Origin of the sequence: Gordonia sp. L191 (genome assembly GCF_030077625.1) — a bacterium.
Lineage (GTDB): Bacteria > Actinomycetota > Actinomycetes > Mycobacteriales > Mycobacteriaceae > Gordonia > Gordonia polyisoprenivorans_A.
On the sequence record NZ_CP125996.1, the window covers coordinates 4,538,460 to 4,550,148 of the forward strand.

Consider the following 11,689-nt stretch of genomic DNA (forward strand, 5'->3'; position numbering starts at 1 on the left):
CTGAAGAACTTATCGAAGACCCCGCGTCGATGTGGAGCGCCCGCATCGGTGAGAATCGCCTCGTCCACACCTATCGAGCATCGGGGGCCGCCATGCACATCCGCGACGCCGAACCCGGCGACGTCGACGGCATCACCGTCATCTACAACCACGCCGTCGAGCACACCACCGCGATCTGGAACGACCAGCTCGTCGACGCCGACAACCGCCGCGAGTGGCTCACCGGGCGGCAGACCGCCGGCTTCCCCGTGCTCGTCGCCGTGGACGATGATGTCGCGGACTCCGCCGATAATCCGGCGGCAGCACATGTCCTGGGCTACGCGACCTACGGTCCGTACCGCCCGCACGACGGCTACCGCCACACCGTCGAACACTCGGTCTATGTCCGCGAGGGACAGCAGGGACGCGGTATCGGAAGCCTGTTGATGGATGCGCTGATCACCCGCGCCCGCGAGAATCGGGTACATGTGATCGTCGCCGGTATCGACGCCGCCAACACCGGGTCGATCCGGCTGCACGAACGGCTCGGTTTCTCCCGGGTGGGGTTGCTCACCGAGGTCGGGACGAAGTTCGGGTCATGGCTTGACCTCGCATTCCTCCAGCTCACGCTCGACGATCGGGCGCCCGCCGACGACTGATCGCCCGCCGCCGGGCACCTTGATGAGGCCGCGGGTGAGTGCCACCCCGAACAGGCACAGCACTCCGCCGACGATGCGCAGTGGTGTCGGGATCTCCGAGAGCAGCAGCCACGACAGGACGATGACCAGGGCCGGAACGACGAGGGTGGTCGCGGCCATCGCGCCGGCGTCGGTGCGCGAGAGGGCATACGCCCAGGTGGTGAACGCGATCGCGGTGGGTCCGACGCCGAGGAACACCATCCAGGCGAGGTCGGCGGCCGAGGCCGAGGAAACCTCACCGATCGCGGCGGGCACGAACGGCAGGGTGACCACCAGACCGGCGACCGCGCCCCAGAAGGTCGCGGTCAGGGCGTCGACGGTGGCCAGCGCCACCTTCTGCAACAGCACGCCGGTGGCGTAGAGGACCGCGGCGAGCAGACCCAGCCCGACGCCGAGCCAGTCGGCGTGCGCTCCCCCGCCGCCGAACGTGATGAGTACGACGCCGGCGAAGGCGATGGCGATCCCGACGCTCAACTGGGTGGAGAACCCTTCGCCGAGAAAGAGTCCCGCGAAGACCGCGACGAGGATCGGGGCGAAGTTCACCAGCAGCGAGGCGGTCCCGGCGTCGATGTGGCGTTCGGCCCAGTTGAGCACCACGCTGTAGACGCCGAACCAGGCCACCCCGTAGGCCAGCACGAGTACCAGGGCCCGGCCGCGCGGCGGGCGGAACGCCGAGCGTCGAGCGCCTCGTCGGGTCTTCATGCCGGCGATGGCGACGATCACCGCGAGGGCGGCCACCGCGACGGCCAACCGCCCGAGCGCGAGCACGCCGGGCGAGAATGCGTGCCCGGCCGAACGGATCGCGATGAACGACAGTGCCCACAGCGTGACCGTGGTCAGTGCGGCCAGCGCCGGGAGATTCAGGGTGCGCGATCCGAGGGTCATGTGTCTCATCGTCGACCATTGGAGACTTCAGCACAATTTCATATTTCTACAATGACCCATCAGTGTGACTGTATGGTCGTGGGCATGATCGATCCGCATCGCCTCCGCATCTTCCGCGCCGTGGTCGCCGAGGGGTCGATCGGCGGCGCCGCCGCCGCCCTCGGGTACACCCCGTCCGCGGTCAGCCAGCACATCGCCGGGCTCCAGCGCGAGACCGGACTCACGCTGATCGAACGGGTCGGGCGGGGAATCGTCCCGACCGATGCCGGAACCACGCTGGCCGCCGAGTCCTCGGCGGTCTTCGATGGTCTCGCACGCCTCGACGGTCTGGTCGCCGATCTGCGGCACGGCAACGCCGGCACCCTGCGCGTCGCCTACTTCGCGTCCGCGGGCGCCGCGTGGATGCCGGAGGTCATCGCGACCATCGGTCGCGAGTTCCCGGACACCCGACTCGATCTCCGGCTGATCGAACTGGCCGATCCCGAGGCGAGCGCACCCGACATCGAGATCTACGTGGAGAGCCCGGAGAGCGCCCTGCGCCGCGCACCGATCGTCACCCCGGTTCCCGGCTTCGACTCCGTACCGCTGGTGACCGAGGACTATCTGGTGGTCGTCGGCGAAGGCTCGGCATACGCCGGTCGCGACCGGGTGACCCTACGCGAACTCGCCGACGACGCCTGGATCGACAACGACGTGGCACGCGGACCGTGTCGCGAAGGCCTGCTGAAAGCTTGTGCCGCTGCGGGTTTCACCCCGAACTTTCGGGTCGAGACCCACGACTACGGCACGGCCATGCGCTTCGTCGCCGCCGGTGTCGGGCTGACCGTGGTGCCGGCATTGGCGGTGATCGACCTCCCTGCGGGCGTGCGCACCGTGGCGATCGCCGAGCCCACCCCGCGGCGGGCACTGGCGTTGCGCCGCCATCATCGGGCGCGGCAGAATCCGGTGGCCGAGCGCGTCATCGGCCTGCTCTACGAGCAGGTGCACCGCACGCATCCGACGGTGCAGCCCTCGTCACTGGCACCCGCCGACGTCTGACGAACCGCGAAACCTAGTCGGCGACAGCCAGTTTGCGCAACCGCGGCGCGAGATCCTTCTCGAAGTTCGCCAGGAACCGCCGCTGATCGTGGCCGGGCGCGTGGAACACCAGGTGGTTGAGGCCGGCGTCGGTGTAGAACTTGACCTTCTCGACGGCCTCGTCGGGGTCGGAGGCGACGATCCAGCGCTTGGCGACCTGCTCGATCGGCAGTTCGTCGGCCAACCGCTCCATCTCCGTCGACGAGTTGACACTGTGCTTCTGTTCCGCGGTCAGCGACAGCGGAGCCCAGAATCGGCAGTTCTCCAGCGCCAGTTGCGGATCGGGATCGTAGGAGATCTTGATCTCGATCATCCGGTCGATCTTGGCGAAGTCGCGCTCGGCCTTCTCCGCGCCCTCCTTGACCGCCGGGATCAGCTTCTCGGTATAGAGTTCTGCGCCCTTGCCGGAGGTGCAGATGAACCCGTCGCCGGCCCGTCCGGCGTAGCGCGCGACGACCGGCCCACCGGCCGCCACGTACACCGGAATCGGTTGTTCGGGAACGTCATACATGTACGCACCCTGGGTGTGGTAAAAATCGCCGTCGAAGTCGACCTGGTCACCGGTCCACAGTTGACGCATCAGGGCGATGGCCTCGCGCAGTCGCGCGAAGCGCTCCTTGAACTCCGGCCACTCCCCCTGGAATCCGGTCGCGTACTCGTTGAGCGCCTCACCGGTGCCCACGCCGAGCATGATGCGACCCGGGTACATGCAGCCCATCGACGCGAACGCCTGGGCGATGACCGCCGGGTTGTAGCGAAACGTCGGTGTCATCACCGAGGTACCGATCTGGACCCGCTTGGTGCGTTCGCCGACCGCGGCCATCCACGCCAGTGAGAACGGAGCATGCCCGCCGTTGTGGCGCCACGGCTGGAAGTGGTCGCTCACCGCGACCGAGTCCATCCCGTGCTCCTCGGCGGCGACCGCGATCTCCACCAATTCCCGGGGATCGAACTGCTCCGCCGACGCCTTCAGTCCGAGCTTGAGTTCCTGTGCCATGACTCCACCTCACTGCCGGCCACATCGGCGGCCACGAACCGAACGAACACTCAGTGTTCCAACCTACTCATGGAATCGATCGTCTGTCAGTGCAGCCTCCGCCACCGGCGGCCAGGGACCACCGGCGGCGGAGGGACTTAGGTAAGGCTCCATATAGACTCGCTGCGGATCCGGCGAAAGCGGCACCGAGTGCACCGGGAGAGGTGGTGACGATGACGGCAACGGCGGCAGTACCCCCGTCGACACCCCCATCGACGACGACCGCAACCCGGCGCCGTGTGCTCACCGTGTCGGTCGCGGTCGTCCTGATGCTGGTGGGCGCGGTGCTGTCGATGTGGATCGGCACGCGCTGGACCGACCCGGCCCAGGTGATCGACGCCCTGACCGCGGGTCGGGGCCATGGCGGCGACATCGGGATCATCGTGTGGGATCAGCGAATTCCCCGCACACTGATGGCCATCGCGGTCGGTGCGGCGATCGCCCTGTCCGGTGCGCTCGTGCAGGGCCTGACCGGCAACCCGCTCGGCGATCCGGGAGTCCTCGGCATCTCCGGCGGCGCCGCATTCTTCTCCGTGCTCGCGGTCTTCCTCTTCGGCCTGCAGAGCGTGTCGGCCTACGTGTGGTTCGCCGTCGCCGGCGCGATCATCGCGGCCGCCCTGGTCTTCGGGGTGGCTTCCCTCGGAGGCGGAGGCGCCAACCCGCTGTCACTGATCCTCGCCGGTGCGGCGTGCTCGGCATTCTTCATCGCCGGGACGACGGCGGTGATCCTGAACGATCAGGCCAGCCTCAACCAGTACCGCTTCTGGAGTGCCGGCTCGCTGGTGGAACGCGACCTCGGCATCCTCGCCGGTGTCGCGCCGCTGATGATCGTCGGCGTGGTCGTGGCCCTGGCATGCGGCCCGTCGCTCAACGTGCTCGCCGCAGGTCCGGAACTGGCCACCGCCCTCGGCGTCCGGGTCGGAATGATCCGCGGCGCATGCTTTCTCGCCCTGACCCTGCTGGCCGCCGCGGGCACCGCGGCAGCCGGACCGATCGCCTTCCTCGGGCTGGTGGTGCCGCATATCGTGCGGCATTTCACCGGACCCGACCATCGCTGGCTACTCGTGGCGTGTATGCCCGCCGGTGCCGCGCTGATGCTCGTCGCCGACGTCATCGGCCGGGTGGTCATGCGTCCCGCCGAGGTCCAGGTCGGGGTGATCCTCGCGTTCATCGGCGTGCCGGTCTACATCTATCTGGTCCGTCGCCGGATGGTGCAGACATGACGGCCACTCTTCCCCGCCCCGACGAACTCGTCTGGCCGCTACCGCGCATGCGTATCAAGCGCCGAGGGGTGCTGCTGACGCTGCTGCTGGCGGCGATCGTGGTCATCGCCGCCCTCGTCGAATTGGCGTCGGGACCCTATTTCATCCCGCTGGCCGACGTCGCGCAGGTCGTGGTCGGCGGCGGCGATCGCATCGACCGGGTGACGGTGCTCGACTGGCGGATGCCGCGGGTGCTGGTCGGTCTCGGCGTGGGTGTGGCGCTCGGTGCGGCCGGTGCGATCACGCAGTCACTGGCCCGGAATCCGTTGGCCAGCCCCGATTTGCTGGGCGTCTCGATGGGCGCCTCGGCGGCCGCCGTCACCATGCTCGTGCTACTGCCCGCGGGCCTGGTGATCGGCGGGGTCACCATCGGAACACTCGGGGCCGCGTTCCTCGGCGGCATCCTGGTGTCCGTCGTCATCACCGCGCTGGCCTACCGGGGCGGCCTGGAATCGATGCGGTTGGTGCTCATCGGGGTGGGGGTCAATGCCCTGGCCACCGCCGTCATCTCGCTGATGCTGGTGCAGTCGCGTCTGGCGCAGGCCGCCGACGTCGTGTCGTGGCTGACCGGCTCACTGGAGGCCCGTACCTGGGGACAGGTCGTCCCACTGTGGATCACCATCGGCGTCGGGATGTCGTTGATCGCATTGGCGGCGTTCGATTTTCGGGTCACCCATCTCGGCGACGCCGTCTCCCGCGCGCTCGGTGTACCGATCCGCACCACCCTGTTGTTGCTGTGGATCCCGGCTGTGGTGATGACCGCGGCGACGGTTGCCGCGGCCGGACCCATCACCTTCGTCGCGCTGGCCGCACCGCAACTGGCCCGGCTCCTCTACCGCAGCCCCACACCGCCGGTGATCGGCAGCGCGCTCGTCGCAGCCGCGCTCGTCCTCTACGCCGACCTCCTCGCTCGCTACGTCCTGGGATCGGCTCCGGTCGGCATCGTGACCTCCGCCCTCGGTGCGCCGTTCCTGCTCGTCCTTCTCATTCGCGTGAATCGAAAGGTGACCGTATGAGTGCGCCCACCACCGAGGCCCTGGCCGCCCGCGGAATCAGCGTCGGCTACCGCGGCACGCCGGTGATCACCAACCTGGACCTGACCATCCCGCGCGGGCGGTTGACCTGCATCATCGGCCCCAACGGCTGCGGCAAATCGACTTTGCTCAAAGCACTTTCGAGGCTGATCCCGATCTCGTCGGGTCGCGTGGAGATCGACGGACGCGCGCTCGGTGATCTCTCGACGCGAGAACTCGCCACCGCGATGGCGGTGCTGCCGCAGAGCCCGATCGCACCGGAGGGAATCCTGGTAGCCGACCTCGTCGCCCTCGGCCGCCATCCCCACCAGAGCTGGTTGCGCCAGTGGTCGGCCGGCGACGGCGACGTGGTGCACGCGGCTCTCGCCCAGACCGGCGTGGCCGACCTGGCCGACCGCACCGTCGATTCCCTGTCCGGCGGACAGCGGCAGCGCGTGTGGATCGCGATGGTGCTCGCCCAACAGACCGACACGCTGCTCCTCGACGAGCCGACGACGTTCCTGGATCTGTCCCGCAGCCTCGAGGTCCTCGACCTCATCGACGTCCTGCACACCGAGCAGCGGCGGACGGTGGTGATGGTGCTGCACGATCTGGCGCTGGCCTGCCGCTACAGCGACGAACTGGTGGTGATGCGCGACGGCGCGGTGATCACCCAGGGCGCACCGCAGGACGTGATCACCGAAGAGATGCTGTGGGAGGTGTTCGGTCTGCGCAGCCGCGTCATCGCCGATCCGGTGTCGTCGCGTCCGCTGGTGGTACCCGTCGGCGAGCGGTGCACCGACATCGTGGCGGGGGGCCGCTCAGAATCACGGGGCCGCACCGAATGACGCAGTCGTTGCCGGAACACCACGAGTCCGACACATCCACGCTGCTGCCGATCGCGACACCGCGAGAGGTGATGGCCTACCTCGGCGCCGAGTTGCGCCGGCATCTGCCGTTGAGCATCGGGGTGACACTCACCTCCGTCATCGGCGCGGGAGCCTCGCTGGTCGCGGTGCTCGCGCTCGGTTCGATCGTCGACGCGGTCCGGGCGGGCAACGACCGCGGAATCCTCGTCGACGTCGGGATCGCGGTGGTGATCGCCGCCGTGGTGACCGCCGTGTTCACCGCGCTGTCGGAGACGTTGCTCGCCACCCTGATCGCGCGCCTGCTGGCGACGATGCGCGAGCGGGTGGTGGCCGCGGTGCTGTGTCTGCCGGTCACCCGGATCGAACGGGCCGGACACGGTGACGCGCTGTCACGGGTCGGCGCCGACATCGCAGTTCTCGTCGCGGGCTCGCGCACCGCGATCCCGGCGATCTTCAGCTCGTCGGTACTCATCGCGGTCTCGGTGGCGGGGTTGTTCACCCTCGACTGGCGCTTGGCGCTGGCCGGCCTGGGCGCCGCACCGGCCTATGTCGCGGCCATGCGCTGGTATCTGCCCCGGTCCTCGCCGAAGTATCGTGAGCTCCGCACCGCCGAGGCCGATCACATCGACCGCCTCGTCGGAGGTATCGACGGGCTGACAACAGTCCGTGCCTATGGTCTCGAGACCGCCACCCGCGACCGGATCGACTCCTCGGCCCGCTCGGTACGCGACATCTCCGTCTCGGTGTTCGGGGTACTCGAACGGTTCGTCTCACGCGAGAACCGTGCCGAATTCGTCGGTCTCTCACTGATCATCGTCGTCGGGTGGCTGCTGCTGCGCGCCGGTGACGTCAGCCTCGGCCAGGTGGCCGCGGCCACCCTGCTCTTTCATCGGCTCTTCAATCCGATCGGCGCCATCCTGACCTTCTTCGACGAGGCACAGCGGTCGGGGGCGGCGATGACCCGGGTCGTCGGGGTGATCGACACCCTCGCTCCGGGAACCCGGCCGCATCTGCCGCCCGCCGAGCCGGGGCCGGTGGAGATCGTGGTGCGCGGGCTGCGACACCACTATCACGCGAACGGCGCCCCGGCCGTCGACGACGTCGATCTGACGATCCCGGCCGGCACCAGTCTCGCGCTGGTCGGCGCGTCGGGCGCCGGTAAGACCACCATCGCCTCGCTGACCGCGGGGGTGCTCACCCCGATCGGCGCGCCGCCGGATGCGATCCGCTACAACGATGTGCCGATCTCCGGTCTCGGCGAGGACCGGATCCGCGCGTTCACGAGCGTGGCGACGCAGGAGACCCACGTGTTCGCCGGGACCCTCGGCGACGATCTGCGTCTGGCACGCCCGGACGCCGACGACGAGCAGTTGTGGTCGGCGCTGGCCGAGGTGGGCGCCGATCACTGGGTCCGCGACCTCGACGAGGCCCTCGACACCCGTATCGGCTCCGGCGGCCTCGCGCTCGACCCGATGCGCGCCCAGCAGATCGCGTTGGCACGGCTGTTGTTGCGGGACACCCCGGTGGTGGTTCTCGACGAGTCGACCGCGGAGGCCGGTTCGCGCGGCGCGGCGCGGCTCGAGGCCGCGGCGGCGGCCGTCACCCGCGGACGTACCGCGTTGATCGTGGCCCACCGCCTCAGCCAGTCGGCGGCGGCCGATGCGGTCGCCGTCATCGACGGCGGCCGGGTGGTGGAATACGGCACCCACCGAGAACTCCTCGACGCCGACGGCCGGTACGCCGCGCTGTGGCGCGTGTGGTCGAGCGCGACCGAGCACGATGGGATTCGAGAGGACGGCGCCCGATGAGCCGGACACCCGACCGTGCCGCGGTCGCCCTGCTTCGTGATGCCGTCCGACGCAATCGCGGCGCGGTGGTGGTGGGCTCGGTACTGCTGTGCGTGTATCAGGCCGCCGAGGCGGCGGTGCCGGTCCTGCTCGGTGTCATCATCGATCGTGCGATGACCTCGGGTAGCTGGTGGGCACCGGTGATCTCGATCGCGGCTCTCGGCGCGGTCATCACGTGTGTGTCGGTGTCGTGGCGCACCGCCTATCGCGGGCTGCAGCGGGCCAATGCCGGACACGTGCGCCACCTGCGGGCGATGTTGTCCGCCAAGGTGATCACCGCGCGCGACAACGATTCGCCACTGTCGCGAGACGAGTACGTCACGGTGATCGCCGAGGACACCGCGCAGGCCTCCGACATCATCGAGGTGATCCCGGTGACCATCTCCTCGGCGGTCGGCGTGCTGGCCGGTGCCGTGGTGCTGACGGTGATCGATCCGCTGCTGGGCAGCGTCGCCCTGGTCAGTACGGTGGTGTTGCTGGCCGCACTGAACCTGTTGTCGCGCAAGGTTACCCACCGTACCGAGGAACAGCAGGAGCTCATCGCCCGGGCGACCGGCGCGGTGGCCGATCTGTTGCGCGGACTGCGGCCGCTGAGCGGCTTCGCCGGGCGCGGTCCGGCATATCACCGCTATCGTGCACTGTCGGCCACGACGCGTCGCCATGCCGAACACCTGGCCCGGATCTCCGGTGTGTACGAGGGCATTTCGGCTGGCGCAGCGGCCCTTCTCGTCGGCGTGGTCGGCACGCTGGCCGGCGTCCGCGCATTCTCCGGTGACATCTCCATCGGCGATCTGGTCGCGGTGGTCGGACTCAGCCAGTTCATCGCCGAGCCCCTCGGGCAGCTGAGCCGGATGCCCCGCTTTGCCGCGCTGGCACGGGGTTCGGCGCGCCGGGTGGTGCTGCTGGCTTCGGGGCGCACCGGCGACGGCGGTGCCGCGGTGACCGCCACGGCGCCGTCGGACGCGGCCGACCGCACTACGCATCCCGATCTCCTCCTGCAGGTGGACACCACCGAGATCGCGGTGACCGCAGGCGCACTCGTGGCGGTCGACTGCACCACCGATCAGGCGGCACGGGTCGCCACCGCTCTCGCCGCGGGACCCGATGCACACCACGATGCACCGTCGATCTCGGTGCGCGGCATGGAACTCCGCGATCTCGATGCGGCCGGGCTCCGCAGCGTGGTGCTCGCAGACGCGCGGCACCCGGCGATCTTCGGCGGGCGCCTCGGCGCGGTCGTCCACCCCGACGGAACGCACTACGCACCCGGTTCGGAGCCGGCGGAGATCCTCACCGAATTGGGCCTCGACGAGTTGGTCGACGACGCCGCGGCCCTGCTCGATCACCCGGTCGCCGACCGCGGCGGCAACCTCTCCGGCGGGCAGCGCCAGCGTGTGGCGCTGGCCCGCGCACTCCATGCGAATCCCGACATTCTGGTACTGGTGGATCCGACCTCCGCGGTCGACGCGGTGACCTCGGCGATTGCCGCCGATACCGTCCGCCGACGGCGGCGGGGAAAGACCACTCTCGTCCTGGCCGCGAGTCCCGCGTTTCTCCGGCTGGCCGACCATGTCGTATCTTTGGAGGACAAACAAAGGCTAGGCTAACCAAATCAGGGGTGTGTGATAGTGAAGCCAATGACCACAACTCGCGACATGGTGGGCGTGGGATTCGGACCCGGAAACCTCGGGCTCGCGATCGCCATGAGCGAATACGACGACGCAGCCCAGAACTCTCCACCGCTCGACGCGGTGTTCCTCGAACGTCGCCACACGTTCGGCTGGCACCCCGGCATGCTCCTACCCGGGACCAACATGCAGATCTCGTTCCTCAAGGACCTTGTCACCCAACGCAATCCGCGCAGCAGATTCACCTTCGTCAACTATCTGGTGGAGAAGGACAGGCTGACCGGCTTCATCAACCGGCAGACCTTCACCCCCGAACGGGTCGAATTCGCCGACTACCTGTCCTGGGTCGCCGACCACGTCGCCGCCGATGTCCGCTACGGCCGCAACGTGATCGGGATCGAACAGGTCGATCCCCACGACGCCGACGCCGACGCCCCGGCGGGAGCACGCTTTCGCGTGGTGACCACACTGGACGACGGGTCGGTCGAGACATACTTCTCGCGCACCGTCGTCGTCGCGCTCGGCCTGCGAGAACGGTTGCCGGAGTGGGCCGATCGCCCCGAGCTGACCGAGAGCGGCCGGGTGTTCCACAACCACCGCTTCCTCGACCACCTCGACGCGCTGCCGAGCGACATCGCCGGATCGGAGTTCCTGGTCGTCGGCGGTGGGCAATCGGCCGCCGAGGCCATCGACTTTCTCTACACCCGAGGCGCAGGCGTCACCTCCACATTCCACGGTTACGGCTTCGCCCCCGCCGACGACAGCCCCTTCGCCAACCAGGTGTTCGATCCCTCCGCGGTGGACGATTTCTACGCCGCGTCCGAGGATGTCCGCGCCGACCTGCTCAACCGGCACCGCTACACCAATTACTCGTGTGTCGAGCCGCAATTGCTCACCACCCTGCATGATCACCACTACCGCGAGTCGGTGACCGGCCAGAGCCGTCTGCGCCTGCGACGATCGACCGCGGTGACCGGGGCCGCGCTCACCGATCAGGGACGCGTGCAGGTGGAGTTGTTCGACCGCATTCATCGCACCCGCGACACCGTCACCGTCGATGCCGTCGTCTGCGCCACCGGATTCACCTCACCCGGCGTCGAGGGCATCAGCACCATCGGCGACACGTGCGTCGTGGGCCGCGACCACCAGGCGATCGTCGACGGCACCCGCATCGCGGGTCTGTTCGTTCAGGGGGCCACCCAGGGCACCCACGGCCTCGGGGCCACCCTGCTGTCCAACATCGCCATCCGGGCCGGTGAACTGCGCTCGGCCATCATCTCCGAACTGGCGCGGCCCGAACCGGCCGCATCGGAGTTCGCGGCGTCGGGGCGGGGCGGGCACCACTCGCACTCGGGCATGTGACCTCACCCCACCATCCCGGCTCGATATCACCCG

The 11,689-nt window shown here is 68.9% G+C and carries 10 protein-coding genes; 8 read left to right on the forward strand and 2 right to left on the reverse strand.

Annotation, left to right across the window (positions count from 1 at the left end; genetic code table 11):
• Nucleotides 1–29: 29 nt before the first annotated feature.
• Nucleotides 30–638: a GNAT family N-acetyltransferase gene (locus tag QNM97_RS20595; RefSeq protein WP_283820096.1), complete on the forward strand. Its 609-nt coding sequence runs from the start codon at nt 30–32 to the stop codon at nt 636–638.
• Here QNM97_RS20595 and QNM97_RS20600 read toward each other — a convergent pair.
• Nucleotides 576–1,571 (reverse strand): DMT family transporter, encoded by a 996-nt coding sequence (locus QNM97_RS20600; RefSeq protein WP_283820097.1) that lies wholly within the window; start codon nt 1,569–1,571, stop codon nt 576–578. The two genes, QNM97_RS20595 and QNM97_RS20600, sit on opposite strands and share 63 nt — an antisense overlap.
• Before the next feature lie 75 nt (nt 1,572–1,646).
• On the opposite strand from QNM97_RS20600, the gene QNM97_RS20605 reads away from it, so the two are divergent.
• Nucleotides 1,647–2,600 carry a LysR family transcriptional regulator gene (locus tag QNM97_RS20605; RefSeq protein ID WP_283820098.1) on the forward strand — a complete coding sequence of 318 codons (954 nt, stop codon included), beginning with the start codon at nt 1,647–1,649 and terminating at the stop codon, nt 2,598–2,600.
• 13 nt (nt 2,601–2,613) lie between these two features.
• Here the strand turns inward: QNM97_RS20605 and fgd are convergent, their stop codons facing one another.
• Nucleotides 2,614–3,636, reverse strand: a complete 1,023-nt coding sequence (gene fgd / locus QNM97_RS20610; protein ID WP_283820099.1) for a glucose-6-phosphate dehydrogenase (coenzyme-F420) — start codon at nt 3,634–3,636, stop codon at nt 2,614–2,616.
• 212 nt (nt 3,637–3,848) lie between these two features.
• Here fgd and QNM97_RS20615 point away from each other — a divergent pair, with 212 nt between their 5' ends.
• The 6 genes from QNM97_RS20615 to QNM97_RS20640 are packed head-to-tail and all read left to right on the forward strand — an operon-like array spanning nt 3,849 to nt 11,656.
• Nucleotides 3,849–4,898, forward strand: coding sequence for a FecCD family ABC transporter permease (locus QNM97_RS20615; protein WP_283820100.1), 1,050 nt, complete (start codon nt 3,849–3,851; stop codon nt 4,896–4,898).
• On the forward strand, nt 4,895–5,953 hold the full coding sequence (locus tag QNM97_RS20620; RefSeq protein ID WP_283820101.1) for a FecCD family ABC transporter permease: 1,059 nt from the start codon (nt 4,895–4,897) through the stop codon (nt 5,951–5,953). Before QNM97_RS20615 ends, QNM97_RS20620 begins: the two co-directional genes overlap by 4 nt.
• Nucleotides 5,950–6,798: an ABC transporter ATP-binding protein gene (locus QNM97_RS20625; protein WP_283820102.1), complete on the forward strand. Its 849-nt coding sequence runs from the start codon at nt 5,950–5,952 to the stop codon at nt 6,796–6,798. The genes QNM97_RS20620 and QNM97_RS20625 overlap by 4 nt, the downstream gene beginning before the upstream one ends.
• Nucleotides 6,795–8,627 carry an ABC transporter ATP-binding protein gene (locus QNM97_RS20630; RefSeq protein WP_283820103.1) on the forward strand — a complete coding sequence of 611 codons (1,833 nt, stop codon included), beginning with the start codon at nt 6,795–6,797 and terminating at the stop codon, nt 8,625–8,627. Before QNM97_RS20625 ends, QNM97_RS20630 begins: the two co-directional genes overlap by 4 nt.
• The gene (locus QNM97_RS20635; RefSeq protein WP_208793940.1) at nt 8,624–10,273 is read left to right on the forward strand and encodes an ABC transporter transmembrane domain-containing protein; all 1,650 of its coding nucleotides are present in this window, start codon (nt 8,624–8,626) and stop codon (nt 10,271–10,273) included. Before QNM97_RS20630 ends, QNM97_RS20635 begins: the two co-directional genes overlap by 4 nt.
• A gap of 30 nt (nt 10,274–10,303) precedes the next feature.
• On the forward strand, nt 10,304–11,656 hold the full coding sequence (locus QNM97_RS20640) for a lysine N(6)-hydroxylase/L-ornithine N(5)-oxygenase family protein (RefSeq protein WP_283820104.1): 1,353 nt from the start codon (nt 10,304–10,306) through the stop codon (nt 11,654–11,656).
• The last annotated feature ends 33 nt before the right edge of the window (nt 11,657–11,689 follow it).

Excerpts from the sequence above, each read along its gene's own strand:
- QNM97_RS20595 (WP_283820096.1), top strand. The coding sequence starts at position 30 with ATGTGGAGCGCCCGCATCGGTGAGAATCGCCTCGTCCACACCTATCGA.
- QNM97_RS20600 (WP_283820097.1), bottom strand. The coding sequence starts at position 1,571 with ATGAGACACATGACCCTCGGATCGCGCACCCTGAATCTCCCGGCGCTG.
- QNM97_RS20605 (WP_283820098.1), top strand. The coding sequence starts at position 1,647 with ATGATCGATCCGCATCGCCTCCGCATCTTCCGCGCCGTGGTCGCCGAG.
- fgd (WP_283820099.1), bottom strand. The coding sequence starts at position 3,636 with ATGGCACAGGAACTCAAGCTCGGACTGAAGGCGTCGGCGGAGCAGTTC.
- QNM97_RS20615 (WP_283820100.1), top strand. The coding sequence starts at position 3,849 with ATGACGGCAACGGCGGCAGTACCCCCGTCGACACCCCCATCGACGACG.
- QNM97_RS20620 (WP_283820101.1), top strand. The coding sequence starts at position 4,895 with ATGACGGCCACTCTTCCCCGCCCCGACGAACTCGTCTGGCCGCTACCG.
- QNM97_RS20625 (WP_283820102.1), top strand. The coding sequence starts at position 5,950 with ATGAGTGCGCCCACCACCGAGGCCCTGGCCGCCCGCGGAATCAGCGTC.
- QNM97_RS20630 (WP_283820103.1), top strand. The coding sequence starts at position 6,795 with ATGACGCAGTCGTTGCCGGAACACCACGAGTCCGACACATCCACGCTG.
- QNM97_RS20635 (WP_208793940.1), top strand. The coding sequence starts at position 8,624 with ATGAGCCGGACACCCGACCGTGCCGCGGTCGCCCTGCTTCGTGATGCC.
- QNM97_RS20640 (WP_283820104.1), top strand. The coding sequence starts at position 10,304 with ATGACCACAACTCGCGACATGGTGGGCGTGGGATTCGGACCCGGAAAC.